Below are 19,920 nucleotides of genomic sequence, written 5' to 3'. Positions count from 1 at the left end.
ATGCTGGACTTCCGCCTTGACGAGGACTACGAGGCGCTGCGCAAGACCGTCGAGGAGTTCGCCCGGGACGAGGTCGCCCCGGTCATCGGCGGGTTCTACGAGCGCGAGGAGTTCCCCTACGGGATCGTCGCCAAGATGGGGCGGATGGGCCTGTTCGGCCTGCCGTTCCCCGAGGAGCACGGCGGCATGGGCGGCGACTACTTCGCGCTGTGCCTGGCGCTGGAGGAGCTGGCCCGGGTCGACTCGTCCGTCGCCATCACGCTGGAGGCGGGCGTCTCGCTGGGCGCGATGCCGCTGTACCGGTTCGGCTCCGACGAGCAGAAGGCCGAGTGGCTGCCGAAGCTGACCTCCGGCGAGGTGCTGGGCGCGTTCGGCCTCACCGAGCCCGGCGGCGGCTCCGACGCGGGCGCGCTGCGCACCACCGCCAAGCAGGACGGCGACGAGTGGGTGCTCAACGGCACGAAGGCGTTCATCACGAACTCGGGCACCGACATCACCGGCCTGGTGACCGTCGCCGCCGTCACCGGCCGCCGCGAGAACGGCAAGCCCGAGATCTCCGCGATCCTCGTGCCCTCCGGCACGCCCGGCTTCACGGTGTCCCGCAAGTACTCCAAGGTCGGCTGGAACGCCTCGGACACCCGCGAGCTGTCCTTCCAGGACTGCCGCGTGCCGCTGGCGAACCTCGTCGGCGAGCGCGGGCGCGGCTACGCCCAGTTCCTCCGCACCCTGGACGAGGGCCGGGTGGCCATCGCCGCGATCGGCGTCGGCCTGGCGCAGGGCTGCGTGGACGAGTGCCTGGAGTACGTGGGCGAGCGCGAGGCGTTCGGCCGCCGGATCGGCGAGTACCAGGCCATCCAGTTCAAGATCGCAGAGATGGAGGCCCGCACGCACACCGCGCGGCTGGCCTACTACCAGGCGGCCTCGAAGATGCTGCGCGGCGAGCCGTTCAAGCGCGAGGCGGCCATCGCGAAGCTCGTGTCGTCCGAGGCGGCCATGGACAACGCCCGCGAGGCCACGCAGGTCTTCGGCGGCTACGGGTTCATGAACGAGTACCCGGTCGGCCGCTTCTACCGGGACGCCAAGATCCTGGAGATCGGCGAGGGGACCAGCGAGGTGCAGAAGATGCTGATCGCGCGGGAGCTGGGCCTCAAGGCGTGACGGGCGGGCGGGGCGTCCGCCAGGCTTCGAACGCCCCGCCGCGCACGCCCACCAGGAAGGCGCGCCACCCGGACGCGAGGCTGATCGTCGGGCGGCGGTTCTTGCTGTCCCGCACGCGGGTGGTGCGGCCGTCGAAGCGGACCTCCACGCACTCGCCGGACGCGGTGCTGTGGCTGCTCGTGAACCAGGTGCCGGTGCGCATCAGGGCTGCTCCATCTCGTCGTGGACGCGGCGGATGAACTCCTGCGAGTCGCGTTCACCGAGCGCGAGGTCGAAGGTCTCGGTGTAGCTCGCGGTGGATTCGAGTATCACGCGGGGCCTGTCGATCAGGACACCGCTGATCGCCGTCTCCTGGTACACCACGTCGCGCAGCCTCGGCGAGGGGAAGGACATGATGCGCAGCGCGGCGCCCAGCAGCGGGTGCGCCCCCGCCGTGAAGGGCACCACGCGGAGGCGGACGCGGTCGCCCTTCCCCGCGACGACCCCCAGCAGGTGCGCGAGCTGCCCGCGCATCACCCCCGGACCGCCGATCCGCTGCCGCAGCGCGGCTTCGCCGAGCAGGACGTCGACCTTGAGCGGGTGCTCCCCGTCGAGCCTGGCCTGGCGGGCCAGGCGCGTCTCCAGGCGCGGCCCGACGTCGACCGGCCTGGTGTACGGCGTGCCGGCGCACATGACGGCGCGGGCGTAGTCGGCGGTCTGGAGCAGGCCGGGGACGATGTCCGGCGCGAACTCCGCGACGCGCTCGGCGCCCGCCTCCAGGCCGAACATCCGGACCAGCTCGTCCGGGTGGAGGTGGGCGTGGTCGTGCCACCACTCGCGCCGCTCGGTGTCCGCGCGCAGCCGTTCCAGCTCGGTCAGCTCGCCGCCCGACAGCCCGTAGAGGGAGGCCAGCTCGGCGAGCCGGGCGGCGGTGAGGCGGCGCTTGCCCGATTCCGCGGCGGACAGGTTCGTGCTCCCCATGCCGGTGGTCCTGCCGACGAACGCGGCGGTGAGGCCGAGGCGGTCGCGGTGCTCGCGCAGCCGCAGCCCCAGTTCCCACGCCTGGACCGTGCTGGAGATCGGTCCCCCGGTCATCGGATCCGTCCTGTCCGTGGTGCTGGGCGGCGTCGCTTCGGCACACAGGGTAGCGATGCGCAACCCTGTCGAGGAATCGCCACGAGATACGTATCGCGATTAGCCTCAATCCGGTGATCGCACCAGAGGGCACCGGCCTGCGCGGCCGGTTGCTGGGCCGGGAGCTGCGCCGGGTCCGGGAAGCCGCCGGCATGACCACCGCCGAGCTGGCCGCGCGCACCCGGCTGCCGCGGCGGGAGGCGGTGCCGGGGGAGGTGGTGCTGCGGGAGGGCGGTGCGGTCGGCTCGCCGACGCGCGTCCCCTTGGCGCGCGTCCCCCCGGCGCACGAGCACGACCTGTGGTGCCGGTGGGACGACGGCGACGCGGCCCGCGTGCTCAACCTGCTGTGCCGCAACGCCGTGGCGGTCGACGTGCTGGCGCCGTTCGGCATCCACCCGGCGCTGCCCGTGCTCGACCCCGCGCGCTGCACGGCGTACCTGCTGGAGGGGACGACCGGCCGCGACGACGTGACCGCCCGGGTGATCCCGCGCGACGCGGGCGCCTACCCCGGCGTCGAGTGCCACCCGGTGACCTGCTTCGGGATGACCGACGGCGCGGCGGTCGTGTTCTACGCCCACCCGCACGCCGCGCTGTTCACCGACGACCCCGGCCAGGTGCGCGAGGCGCGTGGCCTGTTCGCGCGGCTCGCCGGGTTCACCGGCCCGTAGGATCTCCCACCGGGTGCGGGCGCGTCACCCCGGGAACCTCCCGTGCCTGCCCTCCCCGGCGCGGAACCGGGTCAGCCCCGCCTCCACCTCGCGCAGCGAGACGAGCCCGTGCTCCAGCTCGTTGGCGAGCGCCGCGTCCTCCGGCAACCCCTCCTGCTCCAGCAGCGACAGCCGGTCCTCCCGCAGGCAGACCTGCGGGAACGCGGCGATCTCCCGGGCCAGCCGTTCGGCCTCGGCGCGGGAGGTCCCGTTCGGCACGACCCGGTTCGCCAGGCCGATCCGCAGCGCCTCGCCCGAGTGGACGGGACGACCCGTGAGCACCAGGTCCATCGCGCGCGACGCCCCGACCAGCCGGGGCAGCCGGACCGTGCCGCCGTCGACCAGCGGCACGCCCCACCGGCGGCAGAACACGCCGAACACGGCGTCCTCCTCGACGACCCGCAGGTCGCACCACAGCGCCAGCTCCAGCCCGCCCGCCACGGCGTGCCCGGCGACCGCCGCGATCACCGGCTTGGACAGGCGCAGGCGGGTCGGCCCCATCGGGCCGGACGGCGCGAGCGGGTCGTTGCCCCGCGCGGTGCCGATCGCCTTGAGGTCCGCGCCCGAGCAGAACGTGCCGCCCTCGCCGTGCAGCACGGCCACCGACGCGGCGGGGTCCTCGTCGAACTCGCGGAACACCTCGGCCAGCGTGTGCGCGGTCGGGCCGTCCACCGCGTTGCGCACCTCGGGCCGGTCCAGCAGGACCGTGAACACCGGCCCCGAGCGCTCCACCCGCACCGCGCTCACAGCTTCGGCGACCCCCGCTCCACGATCGCCGCGAAGTCGACGCCGCGCGGCAGCGTGCCGAACGCCACGCCCCAGTCGCCGGACAGCCGCGACGCGCAGAACGCGTCCGCCACGGCCGGGTTGCCGTACCGGACCAGCAGGGAACCCTGCAACGCCAACGCCATCCGCTCCACCAGCCGGCGCGCCCGCACCTCCAGGTCGGCGGGGTCGGCCAGCTCGTCCCCGATCGCGTCGACCGCCGCGTCCAGCCGCCGGTCGGCGCCGCGCGCCGCGTCCAGCTCGGCGAGGAACTCCGCCACCGCCTCCGGCTCCCGGGCCATGGCGCGCAGCGCGTCGAGCGCGGCCACGTTGCCCGACCCCTCCCAGATCGACATCAGCGGCGACTCGCGGAACAGCCGGGGCATGCCGGAGTCCTCGACGTAGCCGTTGCCGCCCAGGCACTCCAGGGCCTCGGCGGCGTGCGCCGGGCCGCGCTTGCACACCCAGTACTTGGTCACCGCGAGCCCCAGCCGGCTGCGGTTGCCGGCCAGCCACAGCGCCACCGTCGTCGCCGCCTCCGACTCCACGGCGAGGTCGGCCAGCACGTTGCGCATGGCCGGCTGGTCGACCAGGTACGAGCCGAACGCCCGGCGGTGCGCCGCGTGGTGCGCGGCCTGGGTGACGCCCAGCCGCATCCCGGACGCCGAGCCGAGCACGCAGTCCAGGCGGGTCGAGTTGACCATCTCGATGATGGTCCGCACGCCCCGGCCCTCCTCGCCGACGAGCCACCCCACCGCGCCGTCGTACTCCACCTCGGCGGAGGCGTTCGACCTGTTGCCCAGCTTGTCCTTGAGCCGCTGGAAGAACAGGGCGTTGCGGGTGCCGTCGGGCAGCACGCGCGGCAGCAGGAAGCAGCTCAGGCCGCCCGGCGCCTGCGCCAGCGTGAGGAACAGGTCGGACATCGGCGCGGACGTGAACCACTTGTGCCCGGTGATCACGTGGTGGTCGCCGGCCGGCACCGCGCGCGTGGTGTTCGCCCGCACGTCGGAGCCGCCCTGCTTCTCCGTCATGGACATGCCCGCGATCAGGCCGCGCTTGCCCTCGGGGGCGCGCAGCCCGAAGTCGTACTCGCGGGACGCCAGCAGCGGTTCGAAGCGCTCGGCGAGCGCGGGCGTGGTGCGCAGCGCGGGCACGGCCGCGTAGGTCATCGAGATCGGGCAGCCGTGCCCCGCCTCGGCCTGGCTCCACACGAGGAACTTGGCGGCCCGCGCCACGTGCGCGCCCGGCCGGTCGTCCCGCCACGGCGAGGCGTGCAGGCCGTGGGCGACGGCGGTGGTCATCAGCTCGTGCCAGGCGGGGTGGAACTCGACCTCGTCCACCCGGTGCCCGTACCGGTCGTGGGTGTGCAGCACGGGCGGGTGGGCGTTGGCCTGCCTGCCCAGCGCCTGCATGCGCGGGCTGCCGGCCAGCGCGCCCAGTTCGCGCAGCTCGGGCTCGGCCCACCCGGCGCCGCCGCGGTGCAGCGCTTCCAGCAGCGCCGGGTCGGCGGAGACGTCGTGGCCCTCCAGCGGCGGCACCTGGTTCGTCACCTCGTGCGTGGCGTGGGTCATAGCCGTCAGGGTACTACTCGTCGGTAACTTCGCGGGAGGTGAAAAATCGGGGGTGCCGATCTTCGGTTCCGGGCCTAACGTCGATCCGGTGAGCGATCACGGAGCAGACCACGCGAGAGCGGTGGCCGCGTTGCGCGACCAGTACGCGGCGGTCCCGCCGGGCGCGCCCGTGCGGTTGGCCAAGTCGACGTCGAACCTGTTCCGGTTCCGCGACGACCAGGCGGGCGGCCTCGACGTGGCCCGGCTCGACCGGGTCCTGTCCGTCGACCCGCGGACCCGGACCGCGCAGGTCCAGGGCATGACCACCTACGAGCGCCTGGTCGACGCCACCCTCCGGCACGGCCTGATGCCCCTGGTCGTGCCGCAGCTCAAGACGATCACCCTCGGCGGCGCGGTCGCGGGCCTGGGCATCGAGTCCAGCTCGTTCCGCAACGGGCTGCCGCACGAGTCGGTGCGCGAGCTGGAGGTCATGACCGGCGACGGCTCGATCCGGGTGGTCGGCCCCGACGACGAGCTGTTCCGCGGCTTCCCCAACTCCTACGGCACCCTCGGCTACGCGCTGCGGCTGGAGATCGAGCTGGAGCCGGTCAAGCCGTACGTGCGGCTGCGGCACGTGCCGTTCGGCGACGCGCGGCAGTGTGCGGAGGCCCTGGTGGCGATCTGCGCGGAACGGGCCTACCGGGGTGAACCGGTCGACTTCGTGGACGGCACGGTCTTCTCCGGCGGGGAGCAGTACCTGACCCTGGCGACCTTCGCCGACGGCGCGCCCGCCACGTCCGACTACACCGGCAACCGGATCTACTACCGGTCCGTCCAGGCCCGGCGCACCGACCACCTGACCGTGCGGGACTACCTGTGGCGGTGGGACACCGACTGGTTCTGGTGCTCGCGGGCGTTCGGCGTGCAGCACCCGGTCGTGCGGCGGCTCGTGCCGAAGCGGTACCTGCGGTCCGACGTGTACCGGCGGGTCGTGGCGTGGGACCGCCGGCACGGGTTCTCCGGCCGGTTGACCAAGGCGGTGCAGGAGCCGGTGATCCAGGACGTGGAGATCCCGGTGCACCGGCTCGCCGAGTTCCTCGACTTCTTCCACCGCGAGATCGGCGTCAGCCCGGTCTGGCTGTGCCCCGTGCGGCTGCGGGACCGGTCCGGCTGGCCGCTCTACCCCATGGACCCGGACGTGCTCTACGTCAACGTCGGCTTCTGGTCGACCGTCCCGCTGCGTCCGGACGAGGAGCTCGGCAGCCGGAACCGGATGATCGAGGCCGAGGTCACCCGGCTCGGCGGGCACAAGTCGCTGTACTCCGACTCGTACTACGGCGAGCAGGAGTTCTGGGACAACTACAACGGCCCCGAGTACCGGAAGCTCAAGGAGCGGTACGACCCGGCCGGCCGGCTGCCCGACCTGTACGCCAAGTGTGTGCTGCGCGAGTGAAGGGAGCGGGGGCCATGCGGTTGGCGGAGGTGTTCCAGCGGGCGGTCGGCGGTGACGGGTCCGTGGGCTTCAGCGCGTTCGACGGCAGCGAGGCCGGGCCGCGCGACGCGGCGGTCCGGATCGAGGTCCGCACGCCGGAGGCGTTGTCGTACCTGGCGTCCGCGCCGGGGGAGCTGGGGCTGGCGCGCGCGTACGTGACCGGCCACCTGGAGATCGTCGGGGACGTGCACGAGGCACTGGCGCACCTGTCGGACATGTCGTTGCGCGACCTGCCGTGGGGGCAGCGGGTCGAACTGCTGTCCACGTTGGGGCGCACGCGGCTGGCCACCAGGGTCGAGGTGCCCGCGCAGGAGCGGCGGCTGCGCGGGCTGCGGCACTCCAAGGCGCGCGACCGCGAGGCCATCGCGCACCACTACGACGTGTCGAACACGTTCTACGAGTGGGTGCTCGGCCCGTCGATGACGTACACCTGCGCGGTGTACCCGACCGCGTCGTCCACCCTGGAGGAGGCGCAGGCCGCCAAGCACGACCTGGTGGCGCGCAAGCTCGGGCTGCGGTCGGGGATGCGGCTGCTCGACGTCGGCTGCGGGTGGGGCGGCATGGTGATGCACGCGGCCCGCGAGTACGGCGTGCGGGCGCTGGGCGTGACGCTGTCGCGCAACCAGGCCGAGTGGGCGCAGAAGGCCATCGTCGAGGCGGGGCTGTCCGACCTGGCCGAGGTGCGCCACCTGGACTACCGCGACGTGCGGGACAACGGGTTCGACGCGATCAGCTCCATCGGCCTCACCGAGCACATCGGCAAGGCGAAGCTGCCCGCGTACTTCCGCTCGCTGCACCGGAAGCTGAAGCCCGGCGGCAGGCTGCTCAACCACTGCATCACCCGGGCCGACAACCGGCAGCGCGCCCGCACGGGCGGGTTCATCGACCGGTACGTGTTCCCGGACGGCGAGCTGGTCGGGCCCGGTCACATCGTGTCGCTCGTGCACGACCACGGGTTCGAGGTCCGGCACGAGGAGAACCTGCGCGAGCACTACGCCCTGACCCTGGCCGCGTGGTGCCGCAACCTGGACGACAACTGGGACGACGCCGTGCCGGAGATCGGCCTCGCCCGGGCCCGCGTGTGGCGCCTCTACCTGGCCGCCTCGCGCCTGGGCTTCGAGCGGAACGACATCCAGCTGCACCAGGTCCTGGGCGTGAAGCTGGACGGCGCCGACGCCCACTTCCCCCTGCGCCCGACCTGGCCCTGACCCGAGAGTCCGACGCTCAGGCCGCGGGAGTCCGACGCTCAGGCCTCATGAGTTCTACGTTCGGGCTCGCGCCGTCGATCCTGGGCGTAGAACTCGGTGGTCCTGAGCGTCGGACTCCCGAGACCCGGGGGTTGGGCTCTCGGATCACGTGAGGATGGGGACGATCCGGTCGACCTGGTTCGACGGGATCGCGAAGCCGATGCCCACGCTGCCCGCCCCACCGCTGTCCGACGCCGGCGAGTGGATCGCCGAGTCGATGCCGATCACCGGCCCTCCGCGTCCACCAGGGGACCGCCCGAGTTGCCGGGGTTGATCGACGCGTCGGTCTGGATCGCCTGGTAGCGGACCGGCGACGTGCCGCGGCGCGTCGTCTGCCGCGGCACGGTGACCGTGCGGTCCAGGGCGCTGACGATGCCCGTGGTCACGGTGCCCTGGAGGCCCTGGTGTCCGACGCCACGTGTTCCGGCACCGCTCGCAGAGACCCGCTCACCGCGGGAAGTCCTGTGTCATGGGCCCACTGTCGCGCCGCCGGCTGTGAGCGGCCTGAACGTCCCGTCAGGACTCGCCGAGAATCCGGGCGACCTCGTCCGCGGTCAGCGGCCCCTCGCCGAACACCGGCCCCTGCACGCCCGTCACACCGAGCTCCACCAGGCGCGACACCGCGTCCTCGCTCGTGATGCCCGCCGCGTACAGGGGGATGCCGAGCGTTCCCGCCCAGGTGAGCAGCGCCACGGCCGCCGCCTCGTCGAAGCGGTTCGCCCCGTCGGCGAGCCCCGCCACCGGCGCGCCCTGGAACTTCATGCCGCTCAACGGGAACCGCCGCAGCCGGTCCACCGGGATGTTCCCGCCGCCCACCTGGTCGAGCACGAGCCGCACGCCGTGCTCCGCGAGGTACGTCAGCTCCTCGGCCTGCTCGTCGGTGATCAGCGCGGGCAGCTGCTCGCCCAGCTCCAGCTGGAGCCGCGCCGCGGGCAGGCCGCTCTCCCGCAGCACCCGGCGCACCTCGGCCACCAGCTCGGGCTCCTGGCACTGCCGGGCCGTCAGGTCCATGGTCAGCAGCGGCGCGCGCTCGCCGAACTCGGCGTACCACTGGCCTGCGTGGTGGCACGCCTGCTCCATGGCCCACTTGCCGAGCCGCACCACCATGCCGGTCGACGTGGACAGGGACACCAGGTCCTGCGGGTCCAGCAACCCCTCGGTCGGGTGATCCCAGCGCAGCTTCGCCTCGACGGCCAGCAGCGACCGGTCCACCGGCGAGTACACCGGTTCGTAGTCCACCCGGAAGTCGCCCTGCTCCAGCCCGCCGGAGATGGACGCCGCGAGCCGCATCCGCTGCCGGTCGCGGCGGTCGCGCTCCCGGTCGTACAGCGCCCACTGCGCCTTGCCGTCGTCCTTGGCCCAGCGCACCGTCATGTCGACGCACCGCAGCAGCTCGGCTGCGTCCGCACCCCGCGCGGGCGCCACCACGATGCCCACGCTGGCGCTCACGCCCACCCCGTCGTCGCCGACCCAGACGGGTTCGGCGAGCAGGTCCACGGCCTCCTCGGCCAGCATCACGACGGTCGCCACGTCGACCGGGTCGCGGATGAGCACGCCGAACTCGTCGGGCCCGGTGCGCGCGACGTGCCCGACGCCCTCGAAGACCGCCCGCAGCTGGTTCGCGACGCCGCTCAGGACGCGGTTGCCCACCTCGTGCCCGAACGCGTCGTTCACGACCCGGAAGCCGTCGACGTCGAACACGACCAGGCCGAGCGTCGCCGGTCCCCGGCTGCCGACCGCGTTCTCCAGCCAACCCACGAACTGCTGCCGGTTGGCCAGGCCCGTCTGCACGTCGTTGAGGCTCTGCCGCAGCAGTTGGGCCTGGAGGGCGCGCACCTCGTCGAGGCTCTCCATCATGGTCACGTAGTAGGCGGGTTCGCCCAGGTCGTCGCGGACCAGGGACATCGCCACGAGCACCGGCACGCTCTCGCCGTCGGCGTGCATCAGCCTGACCTCGGTGCGCACGTGCTCGCCGAGCCCGGCGGCCAGCTGCTGGGCGCCGCGCCGCAGGACCAGCCGGTCCTCCGGGTGCAGCAGCTCGCCGGCGGTCGTGCCCACGAGCTGGTCGGCCGAGAAGCCGACCATGGCCAGCATGGCCTCGTTGCAGTCGATGACCTCGCCGTCGAGGCTGGTCACCGAGATGGCCACGGCGGTGCTGTGGAACACGGCGCGGAACTTCGCCTCGCTCGCCCGGACGGCGGACTCGGCCGTGCGGGTGGTCACCAGGGCGTGCTGGGCGCTCTTCTCCTGCTGGTCGAGGGTGTGCACGCGCAGGCCGTCGGCGAACCCGGCGGCGAGGGCGCCGAGCACGGCCATGAGCCGCCCGGTCCGCCCGGCGGGCAGGTCGAACGCGGTCGGCAGGTGCGCGCCGACGAACGTGATCGTGTGCTCCAGCGTCGTGGCGGACACGAGGCCGTGCTCGACCAGGCCGCGGCCGACGCGCAGCACGGGAGCGGTGGTGCCGTCGTGGTCCAGCGCGGCGAGCAGTTCGTCGGTGAACCCGGCGAGGATCTCCTCCAGCCGGGGGCGCGGCAGGTCGGCCATCACCGTGGAGCTGATCGCGGCGGCCCAGCGATGCGCGAAGTCGGCCCGGGGTCCACCGAGCCCGTCACGCGGTGCCGGCGCGCCTTCCTGTTCGACCATCCTCATTCAGCTCTGCGGGCCAATCGTCGAGGGCGAACCCGGGTTCCGTGCACCGCGCGATGAAATCACCGCGGTGGACCGGTGTGCGTTTTCCGGCCCGATTTCACTCGAACGGTGCAATGGGGACCGGTGGTCCCATTCGAGTTTAGTGGCCGTTGACAGGCGTGCCGCAAGACGATCTCCCCGCTGCGGGTGTTTCGGGCCGCGGAATCCCCGGGAGCGCGGAATCCCCGGGGCCGCCGAATCCCAGGGCCGCGGAATCCCAGGACGACGGAGGGCCCCGGCGCGCACGCCGGGACCCTCCTGGTGGAACGTCCTACGCGACCGCGGACAGCACCGAGGCGATCCGGGTGGCGATGCGGTCGTTGTCGGTCGGCGCGAGGCTCAGCCAGCCGTCCTCGCTGACCATCAGGTAGCGGCCCTGGGGCGTGTCGAACCACGTGATCAGGGTGCCCGCGCGCGAGGCCCGGTAGCCGCCGCCGACGGTCACGCCGAACTGGCCGCCCGCGACCCGGTTCGCGGCCAGCTCGCTGATCACGGAGGCGTCCTCGCGGGACAGGCCCGCCTTCTGGAGCGCCTCCCGCTCGTCCAGCTCGCCGCTGCCCCACGGGTCGTCGTCGTCCTCGGCCTGCTCCTCCTGCTGGAGGGTCACCGCCGCGTTGAGCGTCTCCAGCCGCAGGGACAGCGCGCTGCCCGGACCGGCCGAGCCGGCCGGCAGCACCTCGACGATCGACCTGGCCAGCGCCGTCGGCCGGATCTCCAGCACGCCGAGCTTGTCGCCGTCGACGACCGCCAGCGCCCCGCGCTCGCCGTTGGACACGGCCAGCGCCCGCACCGACCGGTCCACGTGCGCGACCGCGTCCACCGCGACGTCGTGGTCGGCGAGCAGCCGCAGCAGCTCCGCCAGCCTCGGCGCGGGCTCGCCGTACTCGGCCAGCACCTCGGCCCGCAGCCGCTTGCGCTCCTCCTCGGTCGCGCCGACGCTCGGCACGTCCAGGGGGTAGGGCAGCCGGCCCAGGCCGAGGTGGTGCCACAGCACGTCCATCTGGCGCTGGTCGAGCAGGAACTCCGGCTCGATCACGCCTGGTCGCCCTTCTTGCGGACCTTGGCGCCGCCGATCACCGACGGGGGCAGGTTCTCGCCGGGCACGTCGAAGATGTCCTCGCCCTTGATGTAGGCCGCGGCCCGGTGCTCCTTGTCCTCGCCGCCCTGGCCGCCGGGTGCGCCGCCGCCCATGGGGGCACCGCCCATCGGGGCGCCCGCCGGGCCACCGGCCACGCCCGGGCCGAAGCCGCCGGGCACCGCGGCCCGCGCGCCTGGGCCCATCGCGCCGGTCGAGCCGCCCGCGCCCATCGTGCTGCCGCCCGGGCCGAAGCCGCCCGCGCCGCCCGCGCCGCCGGAGCCCACGGGGCCGAAGCCGCCCGCGCCGCCGCCGCCGAAGCCGCCGGGCATGCCGCCCGTCGGGATGCGCGGCATGCCACCGCCGGCACCACCGCCACCGCCGGTACCACCGCCACCGGCGCCGCCCGCACCGCCGGTGCCGGGCAGACCGGTCACCGGGGGCGTGCCGGGGCTGCCCGCCGGCACGTACGCCGGGGGCCGCACGCCGGGCGGGAGGGTCCCGCCGCCCTGGCGCGGCACCGCGTTCGGGGCGGCCGGCTGGTACGGCGGCACGTAGCCGCTGCCGCCGGGCGGGTTGTACTGGCCGCCGGGCGGGGTGTAGCCCGCGCCGGGGTTGTACGAGCCGCCGGGCGTGTAGGAGGTCGACGGCGGGGTGTACGGGTTGGCCACCGGCACCTGGGCCGCCGCCGCGGCGGCCGTGGTGCCCTCGGGGCGGTACGTCGCGGCGGGGGCCAACGGCGTGGCGCCGCCGCCGTACGACCCGCTCGGACCGGTGTACGACCCGGCGGGACCGGTGTAGGACCCGGCCGGGACGGAACCGCCCGAGTAGGCGGCGGGCGCGCCGGCGCCGGCCCCACCGGAGGCGGCGGGCGCGCTGTAGGCCGGGGCGGACTGCGGGCTCGTGGCCGTCGTCGACTGGAAGGCCTGCGACTGGTTCTGGTAGGCGGTGACCGGGGCGCCCGCGGTCGCGCCGCTCGGCCGGGTCGCGTCCGACACGTCGCCGAGGGTCGGCGCGCCGGCGGACGCGAACGCCATCACCTGCGGCTCCTCGGTGCGCCCGGTGACCGGGTTGAACGGCGGGGTGAACAGCGGCGTGGTCTGGTCGACCGCGCGCGACTCGTTCTCCATCGTGTTCATGACCGTCACGGCGTGGTCGTGCAGCGCGCGCGACTGGTCGTTGGCCGCCTGCACGTCGGCGGCGGAGCTCATCAGCCCCTGGATGCCGCCCGCGGTGAACGTGCCCGTCGCCTGGTCCCAGTTGAAGTCGACCGGCTCGGGCATGGACGCCCGCGCGTTCTGCATGATCTGGCTCTGGTCCTGCACCCGCTTGCCGACCTCGACCGCGGTCTCCGCGGTGTCGGTCACCCAGTCGGCGAGCAGCTTCAGGGCGGTGCGCGCGGCGTCGGCGGCGTCACCGGTCCAGCCGGACTCGGTGAGCGCGACCCGCTCGTTGATCAGCCGCGCGGACTCGGTCAGCTCGGTGCCGAACTGGCCCCACTCCGCGCCGATCTCGCCCGTCTGGCCGGGGTCGTTGTTGTTGTGCACCGCCTCGTACAGCTCGCGGTGCGACCGGGAGGCCCAGTTCTGCGGGTCGGTGAGGACGATGTCGATGTCGTCCGGGTTCAGCTGCTTCATCTCGCCGGCTCCCGTCAGTTCCCGCTCAACCTGGTCAGCTCGCCGCCGTGCTCCTCGTCGACCGCGGTGAAGTTGCGGATCGCGCTCTGCACGGAGTCGTGGGTCTGCTGGAGGACCTCGCGGTAAGCGGTCATCACGGCCACGAAGGACCGGGGGTCGCCGTCGGCGCGGGTCTCGAACTTGTGCGCCATCCGGTCGCCGACGGGGTTCGCGCCCAGCGGGGCGGGACGGGCCAGCCGGCCCGCGCGCTCCAGCCAGGAGTCGACCTGGTCCATCTGCTCCAGGAGCATCCTGCGCATCTCCTCGCCCGTCGCGGGGTCGAGCGACACCCGGCCGGAGTTCACCGTCTCCTGGAGGGCCACCACCTGACCGCCCACGGTCAGCGGTTCGGTCACGGTGCGGGGAAGGGCCTGGGGCGGGGCCTCTTCATCCCCGGGTTCGGCGATGTACATCGGTATCCCTCGCGAAGGCAGGCTGCTGGACTGAAGCCAGCCTGACGGTTCGCCCCAACGCCGGGCCAACGCGGCCCCAACGCGGGCGTCGGGCCACCGGAAACGACTGTGCGAAACTCATCGACACACGGTGACAACGCCGAAAGGTCTTCAGCATGCGGGTGAACCTGCTCGGCCCCGTTGAGCTGGTTTCCGCAGGTGGGGAAGCCGTCCGGCTGGGTGCCGCGAAGCGCAGGACCGTCCTGGCGGCCCTCGCGCTGGAGCTGAACCGCGTGGTGTCCGGCGACCGGCTGCTCGACCTGGTGTGGGACGGCTCACCCCCGCCTCAGGCCAAAGCCGCCCTTCAAGGACATATCGCCCAACTCCGCAAGGTTCTCGCCGACGGGGTGTCGCTCGTCACCCGTGCCCCCGGCTACGTGCTGACCGGCACCCGCGAGGACGTGGACGCCTTCCGGTTCGAGGACCTGGTGGCCTCCGCCCGCGACGCCGACGACGAGCGCGCCGTCGCCGCGCTGCGCGAGGCGCTGGCACTGTGGCGCGGCCCGGTGCTCGCCGACGTGCCCGGCGACCAGCTGCGCGAGGCGGTGTCCGCGCGGCTGGAGGAGCTGCGGCTGGTGGCCGTGCAGGACCTCGCGACCAGGCTGTTCCGGCTCGACCGGGCCGGCGAGGTGGTGTCCGGGCTGCGCGACGCGGTGGACGCCAACCCGCTGCGCGAGGCCCTCGTGTCCAGGCTCGTGCTGGCACTGCACTGGACGGGACGGCAGGCCGAGGCGCTGGAGCTGTTCCACCGGACCCGCGAGCGGCTGGCCGAGGAGCTGGGCGTCGACCCGGGGCCGGAGCTGCGCGAGGCGTACCAGACCGTCCTCGCGGGCGACACCGCGCCGAAACCGCCCGTCGTGGAGCGCGCGCCCGCCCAGCTGCCGCGCGAGCACCGCGGGTTCGTGGGGCGCGAGCTGGAGCTGTCCGACCTGGGCGAGAGCCTCATGGGCCAGGACTCGGCGATCGGCCTGCTCGTCGGACCCGCCGGGGTCGGCAAGACGGCGCTGGCGCTGCGCTGGGCGCACCGGGTGGCGGGCGACTTCCCGGACGGCCAGCTGTTCGTGAACCTGCGCGGGTTCGACGAGACCGAGCCGCTTGACCCGCGGATCGCGTTGGTCGGGTTCCTGCGCGCGCTCGGCCTGACCGACTCTCAGATCGCCGTCGACCTGGAGGACCAGGCCGCCCAGTACCGGTCGCTGCTCGCCGGGCGGCGGGTGCTCGTGCTGCTCGACAACGCCCGGTCGGCGGAGCAGGTCCGGCCGCTGCTGCCGGGCTCGGCGCGGTGCCTGGTGCTGGTCACGTCGCGGCACCGGCTCGACGACCTCGTGGTCACCGAGGGCGCGACGTCGCTGCACGTGCCGACGCTGCCCGAGGAGAGCGCCGAGCACCTGCTGGCCGCGCTGCTCGGGCGCCCGCGCATCGACCAGGAACCGGAGGCCGTCGCCGAGCTGTGCGAGCTGTGCGACCGGCTGCCGCTGGCGCTGCGGATCGCGGGCGCACGGCTGGCGTCCCGTCCCCGGTGGACGATCCAGTCGCTGGTCGACGAGCTGCGCGACGAGCAGGGCAGGCTGTCCGCGCTGTCGCTGCCCGAGGCGGGGCGCGGGGTGCACGCGGCGCTGGCGGTGAGCTACCGGGAGCTGCCCGAGGGCGCGGCCAGGCTGTTCCGGCGGTTGGGGCTGCACCCCGGCACCGACCTGGACAGCTACGCGGCGGCGGCGCTGCTCGACATCAACGTGGTGAGCGCCCGCACCCACCTGCGCACCCTCGCGTACGCGAACCTGCTGCACGAGTCGACGCCCGACCGGTACTCGCGGCACGACCTCGTGCGGTTGTTCACGCACCACCTCGCAGCCACCGAGTCCGATGTGGACAACCGGGCCGCCACCGCGCGGCTGCTCGACTACTACCTGCACGTGGCCGACTCGGCGCGGGCGCACCTGTCCGACCACGTGCGACCGTTCGGGCCTCCCGAGCACCGGCCCGCGTCGTTCCCGGAGCTGCCGTCGCACGCCGCCGCGCTGGACTGGTTCACGCTGGAGGAGGCGAACCTGGGGTTGGCGCTGGACATGGCGCTGAACTCCGGCCAGCGGGAGCGGACGTGGCAGCTGGCGCTGTGCCTGGACGCGTTCCACTTCCGGCGCGGCAACCGGTTGGACCGGCTGGCCCTGTGCCGGATCGGGCTGGCCGCGGCGCGGTCGTTGGGCGACGGGCACGCCGAGGCGACGTTCCTGCTGCGGTTGGGGTCGACGCTGGCCGACCTGGGGCGGATCGACGAGGCGATCGAGGCGTGCACCCGTGCCGCGTCGTTGGCGGGCGGTGACCGCGACCTGGAGCTGGCGGCGCTGGCGAACCTCGGGTACTGCCTCATGGCCGACGACCAGCTGGACCGGGCGCAGGCCGTGATCCTGGACGCCCTGGAGGTCGCGCGGGAGGTGGGCGACAAGCGCTCGCAGGCCAGCGTGCAGAACAACCTGGCGAACGTGCTGCTGCGCAAGCACCAGCCGGAAGAGGCCCTCAGGCACGCGACCGAGGCCCTGGGCCTCTTCCCCGCGGCCCCGTCCAAGGCCCACACCGCGACCCTGCACACCGTGGGCGCGGCCTCCCAGCAGCTGGGCCGCGCCCACGAGGCCCTGGAGTCCTACCGGGCCGGCCTGGCCCTCGCGGCCCGCCTGGGCGACCGCTACCAGGAAGCCCTCTGCCACCGCGCGATAGGCGACGTGCTGGAGCAGTCGGAGGGCCAGGACGCCGCCCGCCCCCACTGGCTGGCGGCCCTCCGCCTGTACCGCGACCTGCGCCTGGCGGACGCCGACGACGTGGCCCGCAAACTGGACCTCCTCACCTACCCCTGACCCGCGAGTCGTAATCCCAGACCGGGCGAGTCGTACGTTCAGGTCCCGCGAGTCGTAACCCGAGGTCCGGCGAGTCGTACGTTCAGGACCTCTGAGTTCTGCATTCGGGCTCGGCATGTAGCCCAAGGCCCGTGAATTTACGACTCGCCCGGTCTGAACTTACGACTCGCGGGGCGCGAAGTTACGACTCGCGGGGGGTGGGTTTACGACTCGCGGGTGGGTCAGGTGGTGGCCTGGGCCGCCGCGCGGCCGGCGGTGCGGCCGGAGAAGAGGCAGCCGCCGAGGAAGGTGCCCTCCAGGGCCCGGTAGCCGTGGACGCCTCCGCCGCCGAAGCCGGACGCCTCGCCGGCGGCGTAGACGCCGGGGAGCGGGGTGCCGTCGGAACGCAGGACGCGGCCCGACAGGTCGGTGTGCAGGCCGCCCAGGGTCTTGCGGGTCAGCACGGACAGGCGCACGGCGATCAGCGGGCCGGCCTTCGGGTCGAGGAGGGGGTGCGGCTCGACCACGCGGATGAGCTTGTCGGTCAGGAACTTCCGGGCCTCGCGCATCGCGTTGATCTGCGCGTCCTTGCCGAGGCCCGAGATGACCTGGCGGTCGCGTTCGACGATCGTGCGGTGCAGGGCGTCGGCGTCGATCAGGGAGGTGCCGGTCAGGGCGTTCATCCCGGCGGCCAGTTCGGCGGCGGTGCGGCCGAAGACGAACTCGTCCGAGCGCTTCGCGAACTCCTCGACCGGGGCCACGGCGCCGGGCAGCGCGCGCTTCAGCACGGCCCGGACGTCCTTGCCGGTCAGGTCGGGGTTCTGCTCCGACCCGGACAGCGCGAACTCCTTGCCGATGATCCGCTTGTTGAGCACGAACCACGAGTAGCCGTGCCCCGTCTTCACGATGTGCTCCAGCGCGCCGAGCGCGTCGAAGCCCGGGAAGAGGGGGACCGGCAGGCGCGAACCGGTGGCGTCGAGCCACAGCGACGACGGGCCGGGCAGGATGCGGATGCCGTGCCGGTTCCACACCGGCGCGTAGTTGGCGATGCCCTCCGGGTAGTGCCACATGCGGTCCTCGTTGACGATCTCCCCGCCGGCGGCGTCGACCACCCGGAGCATCTCCCCGTCCACGTGGTCGGGCACGCCGGACAGCATGTGCTCGGGCGGCGTGCCCATGTGGGACGGCCAGTTCCGGCGCACCATCTCGTGGTTCGCCCCGATGCCGCCGGACGTGACGACGACGGCCTGGGCGGTCAGCGCGAAGTCCGACACGACCGTGCGCGACGACGGTTCGCCGCGGCCGACCGCGCTGGGTTCCAGCACCTCGCCGGTCACGCCGTCCACCACGCCGCCGGTCACCGACAGGCCCGTGACGCGGTGCCGGAACCGCAGCTCCACCACGCCGCGGGCCACGCCCTCGCGCACCCGCCGCTCGAACGGCGCGACGATGCCCGGACCGGTGCCCCACGTCACGTGGAAGCGCGGCACGGAGTTGCCGTGCCCGCCCGCCAGGTACCCGCCGCGCTCGGCCCACTGCACGAGCGGGAACCAGCGCACGCCCATGGCGTGCAGCCACGACCGCTTCTCGCCCGCCGCGAAGTGCACGTACGCCTCGGCCCACTTGCGCGGCCAGTGGTCCTCGGGCCGGTCGAACGCGGCCGAGCCCAGCCAGTCCTGGAGCGCCAGGTCGGCGGAGTCGCGCACCCTGAGCCGGCGCTGCTCGGGCGAGCCGACCAGGAACAGCCCGCCGAACGACCAGAACGCCTGGCCGCCCAGCGACGCCTCGGGCTCCTGGTCGAGCAGGATGACCTTGCGGCCGGCGTCGACCAGCTCGGCGGTGGCGACGAGCCCCGCGAGGCCCGCGCCGACGACGATGACATCCGCGTCATGTGGCATCGGGCGAGTCTAGATCGAAGCCTGCGGGCCACCGATACTTGAATTAGTTTCATTTTCGACACGCGGTTCGGAGGGCCGCCGGCCGTGCGGTGGGGGAACCGTCCGGCCGACGGCGGTCGGGCATGCGCGGGCGCACCTGCGACGTCTCGGGGAGAGGTACCGCGTCGAGGCCCGGGGGGAGTGGCCCCTGCGGTCCTGACGTCCGGTGCGGCGTCCACGTGCCGACCAGTAGTAGAACGGGCGGTGTCGAACGGGTGTTCCCCGGATGGCGCCGGGGTGTCGCGCGTCACCGGCGCGGCCACCGCCGCGCGTCACCCGTCGCGCAGCAGGGCGATCCTGGTCTCCGCCCTCGCCAGCTTCTCCCGGGCGGTGTCCGCCCGGCGGCGGGCGCGTTCGGCGGCGGTCGCCGCCTCCTGCTCGGCCTTCTGCGCCTGCCGCAGCTCCGCGCGCAACGCGGCCGAGCGCTCCTCGCGCTCGTCCAGGACCCGTTCGGCTTCGGCGACGGTGGCGTCCGCCCTGCGGACGTCCTCCCGGGCGGCGGTGATGTCGTCGCGGGCCTGGGCCAGTTCCCGCTCCCGGCGCTGCTCGCGGCGCGGGGCCAGGTCGTCGCGCGTCGGCACGGCGCCCTCGACCAACGGCCCGAACCCGGACTGCTCGGCCGGCCTCACCAGGCGACCGGCCCGGATGCGGGCCGCCAGCACGGCGTCGGCCAGCGCCGACGCCAGCGTGGCGCGCACCTGCTGCACGGCGTCCGGGCCGAGCGGCCGGCCCGCCGCGTCCGCCAGCTCCTCCACCCGCCGCACCAGCGCGCCCAGCACGGCCCGCCGCCGCGCGCCCAGCGCCCGCAGCTCGCCGCCGCGCAGCTCCTCCTGGGCGGTCCGCAGCTCGTCGCCGAGCGCCACCGCGGCGGCCAGGTCGGCGGGCGCCTCGCGGGCCAGCAGGTTCAGCGCCCACGCGGACGCGGTCGGCTTGCGCAGCGCCGAGATCCGCTTCGCCAGGGCCTTGTCGCCGCGGTCGGCGGCGAGCTGGGCGTGGGCGTCCCTGGCCGCGACGAACTCCGCCGGCGGCAGGGCGTACAGCTCGTCGGCGACCTGGTCGATCGGTTCCGCGTCCACGATGCCGACCAGTGTGCTCGCCATCGCGCCGATGTGCGATTCGTTACCGATTTCCCGTGTGGGGAATGGCTTCACCGTTGACAGTGTTTGACATTCCGGCCGGTCGGCTCTTGACTGGAGGGGTCGCCCTCGTTCTCGAGTCGTGCGGCACCTCCC

At 73.8% G+C, this 19,920-nt stretch carries 15 protein-coding genes and 1 pseudogene; 5 read left to right on the top strand and 11 right to left on the bottom strand.

The window, feature by feature from the left end:
• Complete coding sequence (locus CKY47_RS24355) at nt 1–1,158, top strand: acyl-CoA dehydrogenase family protein (protein WP_306748395.1); 1,158 nt, start codon at nt 1–3, stop codon at nt 1,156–1,158.
• Here CKY47_RS24355 and CKY47_RS24350 read toward each other — a convergent pair.
• Nucleotides 1,148–1,360, bottom strand: a complete 213-nt coding sequence (locus CKY47_RS24350; RefSeq protein ID WP_306748394.1) for a DUF397 domain-containing protein — start codon at nt 1,358–1,360, stop codon at nt 1,148–1,150. The genes CKY47_RS24355 and CKY47_RS24350 overlap by 11 nt on opposite strands.
• Entirely contained in the window at nt 1,360–2,232 is an 873-nt protein-coding gene (locus tag CKY47_RS24345; protein ID WP_306748393.1) for a helix-turn-helix domain-containing protein, read from the bottom strand. The genes CKY47_RS24350 and CKY47_RS24345 overlap by 1 nt, the downstream gene beginning before the upstream one ends.
• Before the next feature lie 113 nt (nt 2,233–2,345).
• On the opposite strand from CKY47_RS24345, the gene CKY47_RS24340 reads away from it, so the two are divergent.
• Complete coding sequence (locus tag CKY47_RS24340; RefSeq protein WP_306748392.1) at nt 2,346–2,939, top strand: Scr1 family TA system antitoxin-like transcriptional regulator; 594 nt, start codon at nt 2,346–2,348, stop codon at nt 2,937–2,939.
• Nucleotides 2,940–2,963: 24 nt separating this feature from the next.
• Here CKY47_RS24340 and CKY47_RS24335 read toward each other — a convergent pair whose 3' ends face one another.
• Nucleotides 2,964–3,725, bottom strand: a complete 762-nt coding sequence (locus CKY47_RS24335; protein WP_306748391.1) for a crotonase/enoyl-CoA hydratase family protein — start codon at nt 3,723–3,725, stop codon at nt 2,964–2,966.
• Nucleotides 3,722–5,314 carry an acyl-CoA dehydrogenase family protein gene (locus CKY47_RS24330; protein ID WP_306748390.1) on the bottom strand — a complete coding sequence of 531 codons (1,593 nt, stop codon included), beginning with the start codon at nt 5,312–5,314 and terminating at the stop codon, nt 3,722–3,724. Before CKY47_RS24330 ends, CKY47_RS24335 begins: the two co-directional genes overlap by 4 nt.
• 88 nt (nt 5,315–5,402) lie before the next feature.
• On the opposite strand from CKY47_RS24330, the gene CKY47_RS24325 reads away from it, so the two are divergent.
• Both CKY47_RS24325 and CKY47_RS24320 read left to right on the top strand, forming a co-directional pair.
• Nucleotides 5,403–6,746 carry an FAD-binding oxidoreductase gene (locus CKY47_RS24325; RefSeq protein WP_306748389.1) on the top strand — a complete coding sequence of 448 codons (1,344 nt, stop codon included), beginning with the start codon at nt 5,403–5,405 and terminating at the stop codon, nt 6,744–6,746.
• A 14-nt stretch (nt 6,747–6,760) separates the two neighbouring features.
• Nucleotides 6,761–7,993, top strand: a complete 1,233-nt coding sequence (locus tag CKY47_RS24320) for an SAM-dependent methyltransferase (RefSeq protein ID WP_306748387.1) — start codon at nt 6,761–6,763, stop codon at nt 7,991–7,993.
• A gap of 144 nt (nt 7,994–8,137) precedes the next feature.
• Here CKY47_RS24320 and CKY47_RS36960 read toward each other — a convergent pair.
• The 5 genes and pseudogenes from CKY47_RS36960 to CKY47_RS24290 all read right to left on the bottom strand — a co-directional run.
• Nucleotides 8,138–8,430 (bottom strand): annotated as a pseudogene (locus CKY47_RS36960) (S1C family serine protease); the annotation flags it as partial.
• A gap of 118 nt (nt 8,431–8,548) precedes the next feature.
• The gene (locus tag CKY47_RS24305; protein ID WP_306748383.1) at nt 8,549–10,675 is read right to left on the bottom strand and encodes a putative bifunctional diguanylate cyclase/phosphodiesterase; all 2,127 of its coding nucleotides are present in this window, start codon (nt 10,673–10,675) and stop codon (nt 8,549–8,551) included.
• Between the two features lie 316 nt (nt 10,676–10,991).
• The gene (locus CKY47_RS24300) at nt 10,992–11,756 is read right to left on the bottom strand and encodes an ESX secretion-associated protein EspG (protein ID WP_306748382.1); all 765 of its coding nucleotides are present in this window, start codon (nt 11,754–11,756) and stop codon (nt 10,992–10,994) included.
• The gene (locus CKY47_RS24295) at nt 11,753–13,432 is read right to left on the bottom strand and encodes a PPE domain-containing protein (RefSeq protein ID WP_306748381.1); all 1,680 of its coding nucleotides are present in this window, start codon (nt 13,430–13,432) and stop codon (nt 11,753–11,755) included. The genes CKY47_RS24300 and CKY47_RS24295 overlap by 4 nt, the downstream gene beginning before the upstream one ends.
• Nucleotides 13,433–13,446: 14 nt before the next feature.
• Nucleotides 13,447–13,827 (bottom strand): hypothetical protein, encoded by a 381-nt coding sequence (locus CKY47_RS24290; protein ID WP_306748380.1) that lies wholly within the window; start codon nt 13,825–13,827, stop codon nt 13,447–13,449.
• Nucleotides 13,828–14,039: 212 nt separating this feature from the next.
• Here CKY47_RS24290 and CKY47_RS24285 point away from each other — a divergent pair, with 212 nt between their 5' ends.
• Entirely contained in the window at nt 14,040–16,772 is a 2,733-nt protein-coding gene (locus tag CKY47_RS24285; RefSeq protein ID WP_306748379.1) for an AfsR/SARP family transcriptional regulator, read from the top strand.
• Between the two features lie 221 nt (nt 16,773–16,993).
• Here CKY47_RS24285 and CKY47_RS24280 read toward each other — a convergent pair whose 3' ends face one another.
• A complete protein-coding gene (locus tag CKY47_RS24280) occupies nt 16,994–18,649 on the bottom strand; it encodes an FAD-binding dehydrogenase (RefSeq protein ID WP_306748378.1) in 1,656 nt (551 codons plus the stop codon).
• 311 nt (nt 18,650–18,960) lie between these two features.
• The gene (locus CKY47_RS24275; RefSeq protein WP_306748377.1) at nt 18,961–19,788 is read right to left on the bottom strand and encodes a hypothetical protein; all 828 of its coding nucleotides are present in this window, start codon (nt 19,786–19,788) and stop codon (nt 18,961–18,963) included.
• Between the last annotated feature and the right edge of the window lie 132 nt (nt 19,789–19,920).

This window comes from Saccharothrix longispora (genome assembly GCF_030852425.1).
Taxonomy (GTDB): domain Bacteria; phylum Actinomycetota; class Actinomycetes; order Mycobacteriales; family Pseudonocardiaceae; genus Actinosynnema; species Actinosynnema longispora.
This window is presented reverse-complemented; position numbering and strand designations above follow the sequence as displayed.

What these genes read in the sequence shown, in the direction of transcription:
- CKY47_RS24350 (WP_306748394.1), bottom strand. Translation starts at nt 1,360, where the DNA reads ATGCGCACCGGCACCTGGTTCACGAGCAGCCACAGCACCGCGTCCGGC.
- CKY47_RS24280 (WP_306748378.1), bottom strand. Translation starts at nt 18,649, where the DNA reads ATGCCACATGACGCGGATGTCATCGTCGTCGGCGCGGGCCTCGCGGGG.
- CKY47_RS24285 (WP_306748379.1), top strand. Translation starts at nt 14,040, where the DNA reads ATGCGGGTGAACCTGCTCGGCCCCGTTGAGCTGGTTTCCGCAGGTGGG.
- CKY47_RS24345 (WP_306748393.1), bottom strand. Translation starts at nt 2,232, where the DNA reads ATGACCGGGGGACCGATCTCCAGCACGGTCCAGGCGTGGGAACTGGGG.
- CKY47_RS24275 (WP_306748377.1), bottom strand. Translation starts at nt 19,788, where the DNA reads ATGGCGAGCACACTGGTCGGCATCGTGGACGCGGAACCGATCGACCAG.
- CKY47_RS24295 (WP_306748381.1), bottom strand. Translation starts at nt 13,432, where the DNA reads ATGAAGCAGCTGAACCCGGACGACATCGACATCGTCCTCACCGACCCG.
- CKY47_RS24330 (WP_306748390.1), bottom strand. Translation starts at nt 5,314, where the DNA reads ATGACCCACGCCACGCACGAGGTGACGAACCAGGTGCCGCCGCTGGAG.
- CKY47_RS24305 (WP_306748383.1), bottom strand. Translation starts at nt 10,675, where the DNA reads ATGGTCGAACAGGAAGGCGCGCCGGCACCGCGTGACGGGCTCGGTGGA.
- CKY47_RS24355 (WP_306748395.1), top strand. Translation starts at nt 1, where the DNA reads ATGCTGGACTTCCGCCTTGACGAGGACTACGAGGCGCTGCGCAAGACC.
- CKY47_RS24320 (WP_306748387.1), top strand. Translation starts at nt 6,761, where the DNA reads ATGCGGTTGGCGGAGGTGTTCCAGCGGGCGGTCGGCGGTGACGGGTCC.